Annotated in this window: 15 protein-coding genes and 2 pseudogenes; 7 read left to right on the forward strand and 10 right to left on the reverse strand. The window is 56.6% G+C overall.

Going from position 1 to position 16,366, the window contains the following annotated elements:
• Positions 1-95 precede the first annotated feature (95 nt).
• Complete coding sequence (locus B0G80_RS29175) at positions 96-1,076, reverse strand: LysR substrate-binding domain-containing protein (RefSeq protein ID WP_116121457.1); 981 nt, start codon at positions 1,074-1,076, stop codon at positions 96-98.
• Between the two features lie 107 nt (positions 1,077-1,183).
• On the opposite strand from B0G80_RS29175, the gene metC reads away from it, so the two are divergent.
• Together metC and B0G80_RS29185 are read left to right on the forward strand one after the other, a co-directional pair.
• Positions 1,184-2,356 carry a cystathionine beta-lyase gene (gene metC, locus B0G80_RS29180; protein ID WP_116121458.1) on the forward strand — a complete coding sequence of 391 codons (1,173 nt, stop codon included), beginning with the start codon at positions 1,184-1,186 and terminating at the stop codon, positions 2,354-2,356.
• A gap of 384 nt (positions 2,357-2,740) precedes the next feature.
• Positions 2,741-3,996 (forward strand): annotated as a pseudogene (locus B0G80_RS29185) (PLP-dependent aminotransferase family protein).
• A 59-nt stretch (positions 3,997-4,055) separates the two neighbouring features.
• Here the strand turns inward: B0G80_RS29185 and B0G80_RS29190 are convergent.
• The 5 genes from B0G80_RS29190 to nthB all read right to left on the reverse strand — a co-directional run bounded on the left by B0G80_RS29190 (position 4,056) and on the right by nthB (position 8,119).
• Positions 4,056-4,244: a DUF2970 domain-containing protein gene (locus B0G80_RS29190; protein ID WP_116121459.1), complete on the reverse strand. Its 189-nt coding sequence runs from the start codon at positions 4,242-4,244 to the stop codon at positions 4,056-4,058.
• 27 nt (positions 4,245-4,271) lie between these two features.
• Positions 4,272-5,642 carry a pyridoxal-dependent decarboxylase gene (locus tag B0G80_RS29195; RefSeq protein ID WP_258879069.1) on the reverse strand — a complete coding sequence of 457 codons (1,371 nt, stop codon included), beginning with the start codon at positions 5,640-5,642 and terminating at the stop codon, positions 4,272-4,274.
• Positions 5,643-6,346: 704 nt separating this feature from the next.
• The gene (locus B0G80_RS29200; protein ID WP_116121461.1) at positions 6,347-6,691 is read right to left on the reverse strand and encodes a nitrile hydratase accessory protein; all 345 of its coding nucleotides are present in this window, start codon (positions 6,689-6,691) and stop codon (positions 6,347-6,349) included.
• A gap of 2 nt (positions 6,692-6,693) precedes the next feature.
• On the reverse strand, positions 6,694-7,347 hold the full coding sequence (nthA, locus tag B0G80_RS29205; RefSeq protein ID WP_116121462.1) for a nitrile hydratase subunit alpha: 654 nt from the start codon (positions 7,345-7,347) through the stop codon (positions 6,694-6,696).
• A gap of 85 nt (positions 7,348-7,432) precedes the next feature.
• Positions 7,433-8,119 carry a nitrile hydratase subunit beta gene (gene nthB / locus B0G80_RS29210; protein WP_116121463.1) on the reverse strand — a complete coding sequence of 229 codons (687 nt, stop codon included), beginning with the start codon at positions 8,117-8,119 and terminating at the stop codon, positions 7,433-7,435.
• Positions 8,120-8,325: 206 nt separating this feature from the next.
• Here nthB and B0G80_RS29215 point away from each other — a divergent pair, with 206 nt between their 5' ends.
• From B0G80_RS29215 to B0G80_RS29220, 3 genes are all read left to right on the forward strand, one after another.
• Entirely contained in the window at positions 8,326-8,541 is a 216-nt protein-coding gene (locus tag B0G80_RS29215) for a hypothetical protein (protein WP_116121464.1), read from the forward strand.
• 429 nt (positions 8,542-8,970) lie between these two features.
• Positions 8,971-9,324 carry a hypothetical protein gene (locus B0G80_RS45455; RefSeq protein WP_147309938.1) on the forward strand — a complete coding sequence of 118 codons (354 nt, stop codon included), beginning with the start codon at positions 8,971-8,973 and terminating at the stop codon, positions 9,322-9,324.
• A gap of 154 nt (positions 9,325-9,478) precedes the next feature.
• Positions 9,479-10,378, forward strand: a complete 900-nt coding sequence (locus tag B0G80_RS29220; protein ID WP_116121465.1) for a LysR family transcriptional regulator — start codon at positions 9,479-9,481, stop codon at positions 10,376-10,378.
• A gap of 130 nt (positions 10,379-10,508) precedes the next feature.
• On the opposite strand, the gene B0G80_RS29225 is transcribed toward B0G80_RS29220, so the two are convergent.
• On the reverse strand, positions 10,509-10,901 hold the full coding sequence (locus B0G80_RS29225; RefSeq protein WP_116121466.1) for a helix-turn-helix domain-containing protein: 393 nt from the start codon (positions 10,899-10,901) through the stop codon (positions 10,509-10,511).
• A gap of 92 nt (positions 10,902-10,993) precedes the next feature.
• On the opposite strand from B0G80_RS29225, the gene B0G80_RS29230 reads away from it, so the two are divergent.
• Positions 10,994-11,743 carry an SDR family NAD(P)-dependent oxidoreductase gene (locus tag B0G80_RS29230; RefSeq protein WP_116121467.1) on the forward strand — a complete coding sequence of 250 codons (750 nt, stop codon included), beginning with the start codon at positions 10,994-10,996 and terminating at the stop codon, positions 11,741-11,743.
• 383 nt (positions 11,744-12,126) lie between these two features.
• Here B0G80_RS29230 and B0G80_RS29235 read toward each other — a convergent pair.
• The 3 genes and pseudogenes from B0G80_RS29235 to B0G80_RS29245 all read right to left on the reverse strand — a co-directional run bounded on the left by B0G80_RS29235 (position 12,127) and on the right by B0G80_RS29245 (position 15,113).
• Positions 12,127-12,932: pseudogene (locus B0G80_RS29235) on the reverse strand (dicarboxylate transporter/tellurite-resistance protein TehA).
• A 934-nt stretch (positions 12,933-13,866) separates the two neighbouring features.
• On the reverse strand, positions 13,867-14,442 hold the full coding sequence (locus tag B0G80_RS29240; protein ID WP_116121468.1) for an MFS transporter: 576 nt from the start codon (positions 14,440-14,442) through the stop codon (positions 13,867-13,869).
• Positions 14,421-15,113: an MFS transporter gene (locus B0G80_RS29245; RefSeq protein WP_116121469.1), complete on the reverse strand. Its 693-nt coding sequence runs from the start codon at positions 15,111-15,113 to the stop codon at positions 14,421-14,423. The genes B0G80_RS29240 and B0G80_RS29245 overlap by 22 nt, the downstream gene beginning before the upstream one ends.
• A 612-nt stretch (positions 15,114-15,725) precedes the next feature.
• Between B0G80_RS29245 and B0G80_RS29250 the strand changes: the two genes are divergently transcribed.
• Positions 15,726-16,274, forward strand: a complete 549-nt coding sequence (locus B0G80_RS29250) for an OsmC family protein (protein WP_116121470.1) — start codon at positions 15,726-15,728, stop codon at positions 16,272-16,274.
• Positions 16,275-16,366 lie beyond the last annotated feature (92 nt).

A 16,366-nucleotide genomic window follows, 5' to 3' on the forward strand; every position in this document is an offset into this window, starting at 1 on the left:
TCGTACGTGAGGAGGCAACCGCGCTACCCGATACTCCTAGGTAAAACCCTACAGCGCGTGTGATGAGGTCGCTCGCCCACGCGGCAACATCGTTATTATTTTTGTCTTCTATGTGCGCTGCTTTTCGCGCTAATACGTTTGGCGGAGGTCGGGGTGGCACCCCCCTCCTCTAAGGCGTCATCCAGCACGGCCTGATCTTCGAGCAACTGCACTCGCATCTGTCGAAGAAATTGCTTTGTACTCTCGGACTGAGGCACGCCTGGTCGGAAAATGACCACGCTCGAAAAGATCGCGTGCACCGCAAGCGGCTTGATGACTAGTCCTCGCCCGATGAAGTCAATCGCCACGATCGGATTTACAATTCCTATGCCGACGCCGTTAAGCGCAAGCTCGCAAACTGTATGAGCGTACGGCGTTTCCACTACCGTCTTAAGCCTCACGTCCGACGTGGCCAACAACGCTTCGAGGCGCCGCCTTGCGCTATCTTCCGGATTCAGAGCGATAAACGGCACTTGACTGAGGTCCGTTGGTTCGATGATCGACTTTCGAGCAAGTGGGTGCTTCGCATGCATGACGGCGACACCGGGCAGCTTTGCGAACGAAAAATGCTCGAGGCCCGCCATGGAAAGTTCGTCCGACATCAGGCCAAAGTCGACCAAACCCGCAGATACCTTCTCGTGAACTTCGCGGGAGCTCATTATTTGCAGGGATATCTGTAGCCCCTTTTCCGCGCCATTGAATGCGCCGATGACGCGCGGCAGGAAGCCTGTTCCCAGGGCAGGCATCACAGCTACCGCGAGATTGCCTACACCGTAAGACTTCAGTCCTCGAATACGGTGCTCGATCGCCTCAATGCCGACAAAATATCGGTCAACCTCGCTCATCAGCGCGACCGCTTCCCGGGTAGGGACGAGTCGCCCTCGAACCCGTTCGAAGAGACGAAGATCGGCGCTCGCCTCCAGTTTTCTAATCGATTGGCTTACAGCGGGCTGGGAAATTCCAAGCAGACCGGCGGCCTTGCTTGTAGTGCCCGCCGTCATGACTGCTCTAAACACCTCTATGTCTCGTATTCCCATATAAGCTCTACTTATTGACCTAATTGTTTATGCCGCTGCTGCCGCGCGACGACCGAGTATACTTTGGCATGAAATTCGGCTCGAAGTCTCTTCCGAGAAGTTAAACCATGGTACCTCCCAAGCAGCAACCCTTTCGCAGCTTGTCGCCCGCAGTTTGGCGCGCTTCGACCGTCGTATTTGATTCGCTCGACGAATTTGCACGCCGCAAGGAGCGCCAACCGGATGGTTACAGCTACGGCGTGACAGGAACGCCGACAGCCCGCGAACTGGAGAGGCAGATAGCCGCACTGGAAGGCGCAGCGCATTGCGTCGTTACGCCATCCGGGCAGTCCGCGTTACTCACATCTCTCATGGGCTTTGTGCGCGCTGGCGACCACCTTCTGATCTCTGCTGCCTGCTATACGCCGATGAAGATTTTGGCCGAAAAGTGGCTCATTAACTTTGGCGTCCACGTTGAATACTACCCGCCCACTATGGGAGCGGAGATCGAAACGTATCTCAGACCTAATACGAAAATGATCTGCCTGGAGTCGCCAGGAACCATCACGATGGAAATGCAGGATGTCCCAGCCATAACAGCAGTGGCTAGGCGCCATGGGGTTATGACGATGATGGATAACACCTGGGCAAGCCCGTTAGCATTTAAGCCGCTCCAACATGGCGTCGACCTGAGCATCGAGGCGGCAACGAAGGTATTAGGGGGGCACTCAGACTTGTTGCTTGGCGCCATCAGCATGAATGACTACAGCTACTACGAGGTCTTGCGCGAGACACAAAGCGTTTTCGGTCAGCAAACCAGTCCGGACGACTGCTTCCTAGTGCTTCGTGGCCTCAAAACCCTGAAAGTGAGATTTGCTGCTCAAGGTGCGACTACAATCAACATTGCGGAGCAGCTAGAACTACATCCTCTGGTGCAAACGGTCCTTCTGCCGGCGCTCCCCTCAGACGCAGGTCACGATATCTGGAAGCGTGACTTCAGCGGCACTGGGTGCCTCTTTTCAGTCATTTTGACCCCGGCGCCAGACGAGGCGTATGCCGCGTTCTTTGACGCACTTCGGGTTTTTTCGATTGGCGCCAGTTCTGGCGGAGTCGACAGCCTCGCGGCGTTTTACCCTGCTGCACTTCAGGCCGAACGCTTGTTCGCCTTTACCGACCAACCGGTCGTCCGCTTATCAATCGGGCTCGAAGACGTCGACGAATTGATGGCTGATCTGCACAACGGCTTGCACGCATTCGAGAAAGTGTTGAACCGCACGGGGTGCATCACTTGGGGATTGTGAAACAACAACGGAAGCCTGACGATAGTTTCCCGTCTCAACTACGTTATCGTTCTTGCTTCGCCACAAACCGGCCGCTCTCGACACATCGAACACGATCGACATCGAACGATCAGCCCGGCCGAAGCGCTGGCGTAAGGCTGCACCAGCGATACGAGTCAACAATCGAACTGTCAACAAATCGTTTGCCTAAAAAAAACGTGGACATGCCGGCTGCCGGGCGTCGGCCCAGCGAGCCGTTCAGTCTGACGCGCAGTATGCTGTATCTCACGGTGACTCGCCTGTAGTCGCGTTCGAGGCAACGTCGCCTTCTCGATAGGCCTGTTCTCCAAAACAGACCCTCTGCACAAGCTCACCGGGAAGACTCGGGCGAACCGGGCCGCTACAATGAAACGCTACGAATTGCTGGCAAGCTATGGCCGAAGAGATCCGCTCCGCCAGACGTCTGGTTGGTTCTCGGATGCCCTCTTTGCGACAGATCACAACGCAGCACGGCGTGAGTCAGTCAACGGTGTTTCGCGCCTACTATCTTCTTGAAGAGTGGGGGCTGATTCGAGCACGCGAGCGCTCCGGATACTATGTAGCGCCAGGCGCAGAGCTTAAACGGCCACAGGCCCCCAATGCCACCCCTGCTCTGGCGTCTGGCAAGGTAGCAATCAGCGACCTTGTCTTCTCGGTGCTTGAGGCAGCGAAGCATCCCAACGTTGTTCCGCTCGGCTCTGCGTTTCCCTCTCCGAAGCTTTTCCCCCTTCAGCGCCTTGCAAAGTCGCGAGCGCGCTCCAGTCGTTTAATTAGCCCGTGGAGCACTGTCGTCGACCTTCCGCCGGGCAACGAGCAACTACGCCACGAGATTTCATTGCGGTATATGGATGTGGGCATCGCTCAGTCGATGGAAGAGATCGTAGTCACGAATGGTGCGCTGGAGGCACTCAATCTATGTCTGACGGCAGTGACGCGACCAGGAGACGTGGTAGCGATTGAGTCGCCCGGATTCTATGCAGCCATCCAAGCCATCGAACGCCTCGACCTCCGGGCGGTGGAAATTCCAGTCGACCCTGCTTCGGGTCTTGATTTGGAGGCCTTGGCCAACGCCTTCGAGAAGCACCGTATCCGGGCCTGCTGGTTCATGACCAACTTTCAAAATCCGACAGGTACCACGATGTCGCACGGAAACAAGAAAGCGCTGGTCGATCTTCTTGCCCGGCACGACGCGCCGCTCATTGAGGACATGTGTACGCCTGAAGTTAATGACCACCTTATCGGCCAGCATTCCAGCACAGGCTGGCATCGCGGACTATCTGCAACACGGTGGCTACGACAAGCATCTTCGGAAACTGCGAGGCTCATTACGAGATCAGCTCGAAACAATGGACGCCGCGCTTCACAACTGGATGCCTGATAATTCGCACTGGACGCGGCCGTCCGGTGGGTATTTCCTCTGGGTCCGGCTGCCCCCGAATGCTGACGCGATGCAATTGCACGGAATCGCTATAAAAAACGGTATCAGCATTGCACCGGGCCCCATCTTTTCCGCGCGGCAACCGTTCCGGGATCACATTCGGTTAAATTTCGCTCATCCGTGGGGCGATGGGACCGATGATGCCGTTAAAACCCTGTGCTCGCTACTCCGCTTGCGCCACTGATGAAGATTCCCCATGCTCTCATGGCTGTTGACAGGCTTCTTGCGAACGCCGCTGACCTGTCAATGCGCCACGTTGATCGCAAGCTTCACCAAGCCAAAGAGGATCACTCCGAACCCGGTGGCCAAGCCTACGGCAACGAACGGCAAAAGCGGTAACTTTACACCGACCATATCGGCTTGATGCGAAGCGCCACGACGAATGCCCAGAAAACTCCACAGCACAATTCGCGTCATCTTCAACAAGTTCATAACGTTACCTCTTAAGGCAGGATTGTCTCACAGCGCCGCAATGATTGCGGCAAAAATCCTGTCGGCTTCGCCGAGCTCAGTGCGCCAGTTGCTAAATGCGGCCCGCAGCGCCCATGTGCCGTGCAAGGTTGTTGGCGTGAGAAAAACCTCTCCACGATCACGTAGTTCGCGAACCAGCGCCTGAACGCGTTCCTCGGAGGGCTCATTGGCCAGCGTGAAGCACACTACGTTCATGCGAACGGGATCCAGCAACGACAATCGGGCATCGCTTTTTATGTGCTCGCCCAGCCGACGTGCGGCGTCAACGTTGCGCTGCACGATGTCCCGTTGCCCCTCCTTTCCGTATGCCGCAAGCGAAAACCAGCAAGCGAGCGCGCGCAGACGCCGGGAATTTTCCGGTGTTAGATGAACAAAATCCGGAACGCCCTGTGGCACTCCCAAGTACGTGGCATAGTTCTGGAAGACACGGACTTGAAGATCCCGTCGTCTCGTGAATTGTATTGCGCTGTCATATGGGACATTTAGCCACTTGTGGCAATCAATACATATCGAGTCTGCCTGGTCGAGCAGATTGACCAGACCTGCGTGCTCTTCAGTCAACGCGGCAAAACCGCCAAAAGCAGCGTCGACGTGCAACCAGAACTTGTAACGGGTTCGCAACTCAACGGTGGCTGGAAGATCGTCAAAGTCAACGGTATTGACTGTCCCAGCGTTTGCCACAACTATCGCCGGCGCCCCCTTTAAAGCCCGAAGTTGCTCTTCAAGGGCAAAGACATCGACCGCCTCGCGCGCTGGCAAAAGCGCGATACGCTTCATCGCTTGCCGACCGAACCCAAGTATGGATAAAGCCTTATACACGCTCGAGTGCGCGGCCCCGGACAGGACATTCACGGCCCCGAGGGCTGCTATCCCGTCCTCACTGACGGATACGCCCATCTGCTCACCGAGCCACTCGCGTCCGATTGCGAGCCCGACCATGTTGGACATCGTCGCGCCGGTCACAAAGCACCCAGTATGAGCGTCCGAGATCCCGAACATCTCGCGCAGCCAGCCAATAGTCTCACGCTCCAGATAAGGCGCTGTCGAGTCCAGTGCTGATGTCGGATTTTGGTCGAAGACGCTGGTCAACCAATCGCCGGCAATCGATGCGAGAGTGGCTCCCCCCGTCACAAAGCCAAGATATCGTGGCCCGGCGCTGCCGGAGAAGCCGGGTGCCCACCGCGTCTGGAAGTCGGCAAGCGCCACCTCGAAACCGTGCCCGACCTCTTGCAAACGTACCGGCTCCGGTGGGTGCGGCTCCGCTGAGACTGGCCTGTCGCTAACTGCCTCAAGAATTGAGGCTGCATAGTCCTGAGTAGTCGAGAGAATTTCGCCGCTGCGATTTAGATCAGACTTCAAGCCAGGCCACATGGCGCCTCACAAAGAAATTGCTAGCATGATGCATCAGCTTCGTTGCATTCAGACGAAGGGTTAGTCGTCGCTTCAAAAATGCGACTTGTTGCTCGTTGGCAGCCCCCTAGCATCTGCCCGCGCCGGGCTTTACCCGTCGGAGGCGGTCCAATATGGACAGGCGAAGTGACTGTTACCCAATGAGGCACCAGGCCGACGAGGCGGCTAGGCGGTCTGCCGCATAGAGAATGTCATTCCCAAATCATGCGCCGAACAGTGCGATCAGCACCCGGGAAGAGCGTTGGCTCAGCGGGTCGCCATACAAAGGGCGCGCTCGCACTGATAATGGTCACCTCACCCGTTAGGCTGACGAAACCGGTTCGCCCACCGGCATTGATGCGTGGGGCTGGCCTTGGACATCGACCGAGGCAATGAAAACATGCGGCCACATCGGGAAAAAACTCGACGTTCAGGTGTTAGGTGTCAGGTATCGGCGGACAGCACGCCTCCCGTGCGCTTCGATCTTTTCGCGAACACCAAAGCGTTCCAATTTCACCATGATCGAACGGCGAGCGGTCAAGGTCCCAGCCCGGTGAAGGGCGAACGGCTGGCTTGCTCATGACGTCCGAGGTTAGAGATTGCCCAGAATGAGAGGCGTAAGACATCCCCTACGCTGCTAGTATGCTCAAGCTGCCCAGACCGATCCAGCATGCTCAGAACACGTCCTCCCGGACGCCCGTTCGAAAGTCCTCAATCCGTCGGCCGATTTCCTGTGCGGTCAAGATTCCTCTCTCCACAAGCAGTCGAAAGGATGCGTCCACCCACTGATTGTAGTACCCGGACTCGTCCGCAGTTCCATACTTGACTGATGCCGCAGCAATCTCAGCGATCAACCGCTGTTTGAACTCATCCCAAGGAAATACGCCACGTACATGAAGGTCAACGACCATCCCGAAAGCACGGCTTTGCCAAGGCGCGGCAAAGGTCGGTTCGCCGTTCTTGCGAGGATACGAGAGTTCGCCGTCCATGGGGGGGATGGCTATACGAAATTCCGACATGACTAAGTTCCCGGTTGCTGAGGATCAAGGGGAAAACCTGTACCGATCATCGAATCACGTGTGACCAGTTTCGCCAACTCTTCCTCGGACATGGCCTCAGTACCCGCCGGTCGCTCAGGTATCACAATGTACCGCTGTTCAGCACTCGTATCCCAAACGTGAATTTTCACGGCTGGATCGAGTGTCAGGCCAAAATCCTTCAAGACTTCACGCGGATGTGACACGACTTTCGCACGATAAGCCGGGGACTTGAACCACGCGGGAGGAATGCCAAGGAGCGTCCATGGATAGCAGGAGCACAGGGTGCAGACCCACATATGGTGATCGGTCTTGGTATTGAACAGTGCCGCAACGTGTTCGGTCTGAAGGCCACGATACCCCATCTCCTCGATTGCGGCGGTCGCATCGACTGCGAGCCGTGCGCGATATGCGGGATCCGACCACGCCTTTGCAACGACCCTCGCACCATGCATCGGACCGAGGTCGTTCTCGAATGCCGCGATCAATGTGTCTATCGCGTCGTGGGTGGTCAGCCCTTTTTCAACCAGCAGGGACTCCAGTGCCCTAACTCGCGCCTCTATCTCCAGCGGGGGATTCCAGGCATGGGCGTGCTGCTTGTGGGCATCAGCGCTGTCGCTCGTTCCTTCGTCCATCATCGAGTGCCTCCGTCGTAAAGAAATGCGCAGTGCCTCTACCGAATTTGTGTTCCGTAGTTGTCTCTGGACACCGAGAGGTTTCAGGTCAGACCGCCAAGAGGTAGTCCTCGAACAAATCCACACACACTGTGGTTTCTCCGGCTTCGCCCCCCGGCCCCCATAAACTGCATGCATTGAAACGCACCGCATATAAGTGCTCAGGAATCTCGCCGCGCCCTTCCGCTTGAGCTTCGGAATGACAATGCGCGCCATGATAGAGTTCGACGACTCCCGTCTTATCGCGCACGTAACCCGGCAGACGACTGTGTCCGCGCGAATTGAGATTTAGTGTTTTTACCGGGTCCCCCGGCTTGAACTTAGGCCGTCGGCTAATGGGGCGATCTTGCGGAGCGCCTTGGTAAAGAACAGATTTCAGTTTCGATGCATATTCGCTCAGATTAGTTGGCTCATGTGGATGATCTTGCATCACGATGGCGCTCTGCTCGCCCGCCCTGCGATGCAACTCAGCCGAAGTGACGATGCCTTTGCGCACAAGCAATTCTTCGAAGGCGCACACCCAGTTCTCATAGTAACTGTTGCGAAGGTAGGTGACATACGGTAACTGCTCGACTGCCGAACGATGCTCCGGAGAATTGTTGATACCACTTATCTGGCAGGCAACTGCTATCCCGTGCATTCGCCCTTCCCACGCTACGTGAAAAGGCGGTTCATTAGCTTCGGGAATAACGGGGCCGAGACCGTGCCTACCGCCAATATCGTGGATGCCGTTCATGGCCTTGCTCCAGAGCGAAACCCATAATGTCTCGCGACAGTTTGCACGTGACAGCTTTTCAGGATAGGAAAGCCTCTTGCCGCGAATCACTGTTCATGCGGACGGCTCTCGTGAAACGCGGTTTGACTTCAACGACAGGTGCGGCATCTAGGCACGCACTGAGAAACGGTTATATATAGAGGCAAGCCCAAGGATTAAGGCCGACTTTGGAAAATAACAACGTCGATTTGCCAAATCGGCTGAACTATCCGATCAAAATCGGTGTTGGAAAGAGTATAGTCGCGGCTGCCGAGTGCGTTGTTCAATTTGCACGTTTCGTTGCGACTGCGCACGGCGGCATCGGCTACCGGCAGGCACGACTGGACTGGAATCCCGATTCGGCGTGGTGCCATGATCAAGCGGCGCACCAGGCGTTCGTTTAGATCGAATTCCGGACTTGTCGCGACGAATTTCTATGGCATCGTGCGAAGGCTAGCCCAATCGTGCATATATGAACACCGAGCCATTAGCGTTGTGTCAAAGTATGCCTCACGATATCTGCCAAATCCGCGAGACTTGCGTTCCTTTAGCTGAAGCTAAACGTGCAGGTACGTTGTACGCGTAACCATCGGTCGGCACAGACGTACCGATGGAATCTATCGCGCAACTTTATCGGAGAAACCGGTGCACACCTATTTTAGTGCCGAAGGGAGTTCGTATGCAAAATCTCTCCCTGAGAAGGCCGGATAAGTTGCCTCGAGAATGGCTCGAGGATCGTGCGAAGAGACCGCACCTTTCCGGCAACTCCCGCCTGATATAGGAGTGGGCGCGAGCCCGCTGCCCCGGCAGAAATGCGGTTGAAGGAGAAAGTGATGGCAAAGACCGAAGGACCGCTACGCTTCACAGTGGAAAAGTGGCTTGCGATGGCTCATGCAATGTCGGCTCGGATAACACGCGGAAGTCGCGCAGGCTCGAATCATGCACCTTCTGTATGCATTGAGGCGTCGATATCAACAGGCGCGTTTGCAATTTATCTCTTCCGCCAAGGCGACGGCACCTGGTGCGTGTTGCCTCCTGATGCCGAACGTCCCGCGATGCGCACGAACCAAATTTGCGACGCGGACGGCATGTCACCGGGGGTGACCGAACACCGATCACCGCCGGCTCATTACTTTACCGAAACGATTTCAAAGGAGTGTCATCTTATCGTAGCTCCGACAGGATAACGATTTAGATAGAAATCCACTTGAGAAATGTTGCATTGGATTTTCGACTGGCGACACTTCGACGGGTGAAAGTCTATCCCGACGCTCCATCCAGCGACGGGGCTAGATACGATCTAACGCTTCGAGTAATTCCGCTTTAATCGTCCGGACAGATATGGATCGACTTCAAGCAATGGTGATGTTTGTGAACGTTGTCGAGACCGAAGGATTCGCGTCGGCAGCGCGCAAGCTCGACGCTTCAACGTCGGTAGTAAGTCGCCTGGTGACGGAACTTGAGGACCGACTTGGTGTGAGGTTATTGACCCGCACGACGCGGGTCATACGTCTGACCGAAGCCGGTGCCGCCTACTTCGAAGACTGCCGCCGAATTCTGAGCGAGATTGAAACGGCGGAACTCGCCGCCACCGGTACACATGGCGCACCTCGAGGCCAACTGGTAGTGACTGCTCCTGTTCTGTTTGGGAAAATATTTGTCGCACCACTGGTACTCGACTACTTGTTGCACTATCAGGATGTCAACGTACATTGCTGGTTCCTGGACCGCATCGTAAATTTGGTTGACGAAGGCGCAGATGTTGCAATTCGAATCGGAGAGCTCGCAAGTTCATCGTTGCAAGCGATTACCGTCGGCAAGGTAAGACGAGTGGTGTGTGCTGCCCCTGCTTACCTAAATCGGCGCGGCGTGCCAAGCCATCCAGACGATCTGGCCCGTCACTCGACTATCCAGGCGAGTGGTGTGTCGTCTTCACCTGAATGGCGGTTCAATGGCGAGGGTCGTCAGCTTGCAGTTCACATCCAACCGCGCCTGACAACCAACACCAATGATTCCGCTATCGTAGCCGCGACTGAAGGGCTCGGGATTGTCAGGTTACTGTCGTATCAGATAGCGCGCGAACTAATGGAAGGCCGATTGAAGATTGTGCTTGCCGAATACGAACCGCCAGCGCTGCCTGTCCATGTAGTCCACCGCGAGGGCCGACATGCGAATCAGAAGGTACGGGCGTTCCTAGACCTTGCCATCGAAAATCTACGGGCGGAATCTTCGCTGCAGTGAGAGCCGGAGTGCCGGCAGACGGTGCGTTGCTCGTCCGGCTTATGGCTTGGCTCCAGAACACATCAAGGGCGAGCGCCACTCATCATGCGATCACTTGATCCGGCTTAAGCGGCCACCCGCATGTACTCGCCTAGCCTGCAGTTGCAAATGGGGCTTCGTCGCTTTTCAACGTGCTCTTTGCCATTTCCGTATGCGACCAGTTCTCTATCCGATGCCTATTTTCGTTACCCCACGTGCACAGAGGCATGAGCGCCTGCGCCAACGTGCGGCCGAATTCTGTCATCTGGTAATCGACTCGAGGCGGGACCTCACGATAATCGCATCGAACGATGATGCCGTCCTCCGCCAGCTCACGAACCTGCTGGATCAATACCTTCTCGCTAATGCCCACGACGAGGCGCCTCAATTCTCCAAATCTGCGTGGGCCTCCGTTGAGATGGAGCAGCACGAAAATGGGCTTCCACTTCCCTCCAACAACCGACAAGGCGACATCAAGCCCGCAGCTTGGTGATCGATTTTCCATAGACGCTCCAGCACTTGCTTTTAGGTAGGTACTATCTCAACAGAAAGCACACATCCATAATCGTCGCTGAATTTCACCAGGAGGTACTTCAGATGGGTAAGCTCACAGGAAAGGTCGCGGTTGTTACCGGCGCGAACAGCGGAATCGGCCTTGCCACGGCGAAGCGCTTCGCGCAGGAAGGCGCGCGCGTGTTTATGACCGGACGGCGTCAGCAGGAGCTTGATGCAGCTGTTGCAGAAGTAGGCGAAGGTGCTGTCGGCATCCAAGGGGACGTGTCGAATCTCGCCGATCTGGATCGACTGTTCATGACTGTAAAGGAGCAAGCAGGGACAATCGACGTTCTATTTGCCAACGCTGGAGGCGGCGAATTTGCAGCTCTCGGCGAGATCACCGAGGAACACTTCGACCGGACATTCTCCACTAATGTCAAAGGCACGCTTTTCACGGTGCAAAAGGCACTGCCGCTGCTAAAGGACGGTGCCTCGATCATTCTAACTGGCTCGACCGGCGCAACAACCGGGATCCCGGCATTCAGCGTCTATTGCGCAAGCAAGGCAGCAATCCGCAACTTCGCGCGCGGATGGATTCTCGACCTTGCACCGCGACGAATCCGCGTAAACGTCCTCGTGCCGGGCGCAACCTCGACTCCCGGCTGGCATAACCTTTCGCCCACCGAAGAGGTACACAAAGGGATGGTCAGTCACGTCGAATCCACCACGCCGCTCGGACGCCTTGGTGATCCGTCCGAGACAGCGAGCGCGGCGCTCTTCCTCGCCTCCGACGATAGCAGCTTCGTCACCGGTAGCGAATTGTTCGTCGACGGCGGTTCATCACAGATCTGAGTCTACAGACTGCTAGGCGGTTATCGGCAACGGGGCCTACCAGCCCCGGGGAAAGCAATGCCGCCAATTTGCGTAAGCGTACTACCGCCGTCAGTACATGAACCGAAGCATTCGCCGCATCGTCTGACGGCGTCAATGCCCCGAAGGTCTTGCACACAGAGCGATTGCCGGTTGCGACGTTACACCTGACGTGCCGTGCGCGCGTTGTACGGCGACTGATGCCTGCCGGTGATGCGGTCCCCTCGACTTTATCAGTGTCCATGGCGCATTGCGTTAGAGGTTTCGGCCTTGGCGAAGCGCTGAATTCTCCGGCCTACGCTAAGGCTAGGCGCGCTGCAATGCCGCCAGTTCGAATGTTCCGGTTTGTCAGCGACATTCTCATCTTAGCTACCGCGCTCGATGCGCGAGGCGGCCGGGGCGCGAGTAGCATCTACGGCCACTGCAGCGGGGGGAAGCAGGCTTCCTCTCAGAACTAACTCAACCGTCTTGATTACCAGCACACCAATGATCAGATTGGCCACGATGAACGCGACCGGCACAGCCGATTCAAGCGGACCGGCTGCCCCACGTTCAAGCATGCGGATCGCCATCGTAGGCAAAGCAGTCACACCGAAGCTAAACGCCCAATAGCACGGCACGAACGCCTGCTTGCGAATCCACGGCAAAAGGCGGAACAGTAGTAGGGCTTGGTAGAGACCGTAACCCAGCAGAAACATCGCGAAGATGTCCGGCGCACCCGTTGTCAGGCTCATGTATGCCACGCCAGCGACCACCGGCGGCGCGAACTGTACGCCAAGCAAGGGGCGCAATGCCGGAGGCAAAGCCCCGTGCACGGCCGCACGGTGCAGTATCAGCGATTCAAGTGCAAGCCATGACAGCAGGCCGGCGCCGAAGAACAGTTCGCCCAGTTGATGGAAGCCAAATGTGGCTGCTGCAGTGCTGGCAACAAAACTCGGCGCAACGGGTGCTGCAACTCTTGGCGCGCGTCGGCTGTGTGCGACAGCCACCTGTGACCGTACGCAACCATAATGACCAACCACACGACAAGCGCCGCGACGCTCATCGCCAGGCCTATGCTGGGCGGCAGATCCCACATCCCGATAGCAACACGCCATAAATTGGCGAAAGCCAGGGTGCCCACCGCGATTCCAAAAAAAGAAACTGGTATCGTCCCGCGAATGCTGTTCATCACTGATGTCCCGAAAGAAAGCGACGCGCTCCAGTGTGCTGGCCTACGCGACCAAAGACCTACTTAGGAAGGCTCTGGCGAAGGGGTGAACGCCGGATCGAAGCAACAAAAGACTCAATCGCCTCAAGAGGAATACGGGTACTTAAATATCGAGCCTTCAACTTCCGTCAATTCGCGGCTAAGGGTCGGCATAGGTACGGCGGCCCGATCAGCGGTCCTCCATCCAGGGAAATATGAAGTACCGTGCACAGACCTCTACGTAAGTGCGCTCTTGCGGCACGCAGGCTCGGCGCTGCAGCGCGGCCCCCTACTTCGGCTACCTTCTGGCACCCTTAGGGCCGCAGCTCGCGAAAGCAAGCGCAAAAACGAGCGGTTTGATCGACGGAACGAGGCTGCTGCAGAGCAGCGGACATGCTTGGCATGCACCGGACGCGAAGCAAGCGGTACGTTTCGAGCAGCGAAGGCGATGTGTGCATTTGGAAACCGGCTTGGACGCCCATGCGTTTATGGCATTCCGCAAATTTCCGTTAACCCGCATGAGGCGATCCGCCGGCACTTCTATAGAGTGTCGTCCGGGGAACGCGGTCGGGAGCCGGTCCGGTACTTCGACGCCGGTGTTCGGCGTCCATCAGAGCCAGCGTCGTGTAATGACCTTGGCAAGTCCCGCTCCCGTCAGTCCATCTCGCTGAATCCGATTCTCAGTCCGCAATTCGCAGCAGCGCATTTGTTTGAGACAGGCATCAGAAACGAGGTTTTCTTCGATATGGTCACCTGAGCCGCGTTTATTGTTCTCGGCGCGCCCAAAGAACCGCAGTCTATACAGCGAGAACTACCAGCTTTTGAACTCGCAAAACCGAACTGCTTGACGCCCGGTCCAGCTGGTCCGTGATCCCATAGGGCAGGCGCCACCCAAAGGTGCAATAACTCCCGCCTTCTACTTGCGACGGAGCCGATCGATACCCCAAGCCAGCAGCAGAATGGCCGGAAGCGTCGCTCCCGCTATCGACAACCCCATCCAGCCCCCGAGCGCAAAACTTTTAGTCGCAATCGCCGATCCCATCGACGCCCCGAAGAACGCGGATGTAGTGAATACTGCTGTCACGCGGGAGCGAGCATGAGGCGCGATTTTGAAGATGATCGTTTGATGAGTAACCTGCAGGCCCTGCATTCCGACATCGAGTAGAAACGCACCCACGATGATCCAGCCGACGGACCTCTGACCCAAGGCGAGCATTCCCCACGACAACAGAAGGATGACCGCAAGAATCACCGTCATCCGCCCGGCGTGACCACGATCGCCGAGCCGCCCAGCCAGGTTTGCGGATGCTGCGCCGGCGGCACCTGCCAACCCAAACAATCCGATCGTCGCTTCCGAATAGTGATACGGCGCTCCGCTAAGCAGGAAGGTCGACCCGGTCCATAGAATGCTGAACGTCCCAAGCCCGAGCATCGAATAAAGCGAACGTAAGCGAAGCTGCGGCTCAGCTTTCACGAGCTCGACGATGGACAATAGCAGCGCCTATAGTGCAGTCGTCCTCGCGCTTGCTCCCCGACCATCACGGCGCGTAACGCGAAGAGCAATCCGATCACCACGCCTGCCGCTATCACGTACATCGACCTCCAGCCGAAGAAATGCCCGACGAGTCCAGAGACTGTACGTGCAAGCAGTATCCCGAGGATGAGCCCAGTCATTACCTGTCCCACTCGCCGACCGCGCTCCGAATCAGGCGCCCGTACCGCCACATAAGAAATCACCACCATCACCGCGCTAGATGTGATTCCTATCAGCAAGCTTGCTGCTGAAAACGTTGCGAAGTTCTGGCTCAGAGCCGCCACGGCTAGCGCCCCCGCGTTGACGATCAGCATGAAAGAGAGCATTTTTCTGCGATCAAGAACATCGCCGACCGGCACAATGAGAAGCACGCCTACCGCATATCCCGCTTGCGTGAAGGTAACGAGATATCCGGCTGTCGTCGTGGCGTGGCCGAATGCGGTGGCTACTGTCGCCAGTAGCGGCTGAACATAGTAAAGGTTCGCCATCATCACGCCAGCGGTGACCGCAAACAACAAAATAGTGCGAGTGCCGAGCGCTCCTGCATCGGGTGTGGATCGGGCCATCGCAATCTGGACCAGGCTTCGCCCTTGACTGACCGGCTGGTTTGTTTCTGGAATCGGATTCATGACCAATCCTTGAAAGAGGTTTCTCCGGCGTCTATCGCCGATAGCAGACTGTCGGCCTGCACACGTGACTTAATGTCTCATCGACAGGCCATCGCTGGGAATAGGTCCCAACAAGAAAACACTGCTGACGATGCGAGAACGTCGCTGCAGCAATTCCCTCTGCAAATGGATCAGCAACGAGCAGACAGAGTCAACGCATACATCTCGCGCAGAACACGTCTTATACGGACGACAACGGACTTAGAAAAATCTTGGCTGTTTGGCATTCGCAGACCCACTTTGCTTCGTGGCTGCAAAATCGTGGTTTAGCGGCTCGATCCACCAACAGTAAGCTCCCTTGTCATGCGGGAAGCGCGTCGGCAGTCTGCGGACGGCGGGAGCGACTTTTTGCAAGCCCAGCGCACGTTCGGTTTAAGAGTGTGTCACCGATCCCCCGTCAAGATGATTCGTATCCGAATGAGCCGATTGAGCAAGCAATCGAGTCGCGCGAGCATGGGTTCCATGAGATTCGCCCACTAATATTTGGGCAGGGTCACACATCCAATGTAGGGCTAGAACCGACACATTGTTCAGGACCAACGATTCAGCCTCCAAACCGCAAGGAGAATTTTAATGACCTCAAATACCACTCAGACACCCCCAGCCTACCTAGCGCCTATCGATTGGCATGGTCTTACGAAGTTTGCCGAAAAGGGCCGCTCCAACCCTGAAATCCGGGGTAAGAATAACGTTCGAACTGTTGCGCAGGGCCAATTCAGAACGCTTACCTATGTGGGTACCCACGAGCCCGTTGTCGTCGACGAACCCCTACACCTGTTTGGCGAAGATACCGCACCTGCGCCGGGAGAAGTCGCGCTGTCAGGACTAGGCGGTTGCCTCGCGGTGGGTATTTCGGCAGTTGCAGCCTGGAAGAAAATCAAGCTTTCAAAGCTTGAAGTATTAATCGAAGCTGACATTGGTAACCCCGCAGCATGGGGAGCAGGCGGCGCCGAGATGCAACCAGCGCAAATGGGCTTCCAAGATATCCGAGTCAAAGTGTTGATCGAAGGCGATGCGTCTAGAGCGGAGCTTGATGAAATCGTACGTCACGCCAATTTCTATTCCCCGGTGGCAAACACGATGCGAAATCCCATCTCGTTTAGTATAAGTCTTGCGGACTGAACGCCGTTGCTCGGCAGGCACCGGAATTATTCGTCGGAACACATCGACAGGGCAAGCGATCCTTCCAAGGTCGAACGGCGTGCCATTCTGAT

Origin of the sequence: Paraburkholderia sp. BL6669N2, from assembly GCF_003387275.1 — a bacterium.
Lineage (GTDB): Bacteria > Pseudomonadota > Gammaproteobacteria > Burkholderiales > Burkholderiaceae > Paraburkholderia.

What these genes read in the sequence shown, in the direction of transcription:
- B0G80_RS29175 (WP_116121457.1), bottom strand. Translation starts at nt 1,076, where the DNA reads ATGGGAATACGAGACATAGAGGTGTTTAGAGCAGTCATGACGGCGGGC.
- metC (WP_116121458.1), top strand. Translation starts at nt 1,184, where the DNA reads ATGGTACCTCCCAAGCAGCAACCCTTTCGCAGCTTGTCGCCCGCAGTT.
- B0G80_RS29190 (WP_116121459.1), bottom strand. Translation starts at nt 4,244, where the DNA reads ATGAACTTGTTGAAGATGACGCGAATTGTGCTGTGGAGTTTTCTGGGC.
- B0G80_RS29200 (WP_116121461.1), bottom strand. Translation starts at nt 6,691, where the DNA reads ATGTCGGAATTTCGTATAGCCATCCCCCCCATGGACGGCGAACTCTCG.
- nthA (WP_116121462.1), bottom strand. Translation starts at nt 7,347, where the DNA reads ATGATGGACGAAGGAACGAGCGACAGCGCTGATGCCCACAAGCAGCAC.
- nthB (WP_116121463.1), bottom strand. Translation starts at nt 8,119, where the DNA reads ATGAACGGCATCCACGATATTGGCGGTAGGCACGGTCTCGGCCCCGTT.
- B0G80_RS45455 (WP_147309938.1), top strand. Translation starts at nt 8,971, where the DNA reads ATGGCAAAGACCGAAGGACCGCTACGCTTCACAGTGGAAAAGTGGCTT.
- B0G80_RS29220 (WP_116121465.1), top strand. Translation starts at nt 9,479, where the DNA reads ATGGATCGACTTCAAGCAATGGTGATGTTTGTGAACGTTGTCGAGACC.
- B0G80_RS29225 (WP_116121466.1), bottom strand. Translation starts at nt 10,901, where the DNA reads ATGGAAAATCGATCACCAAGCTGCGGGCTTGATGTCGCCTTGTCGGTT.
- B0G80_RS29230 (WP_116121467.1), top strand. Translation starts at nt 10,994, where the DNA reads ATGGGTAAGCTCACAGGAAAGGTCGCGGTTGTTACCGGCGCGAACAGC.
- B0G80_RS29245 (WP_116121469.1), bottom strand. Translation starts at nt 15,113, where the DNA reads ATGAATCCGATTCCAGAAACAAACCAGCCGGTCAGTCAAGGGCGAAGC.
- B0G80_RS29250 (WP_116121470.1), top strand. Translation starts at nt 15,726, where the DNA reads ATGACCTCAAATACCACTCAGACACCCCCAGCCTACCTAGCGCCTATC.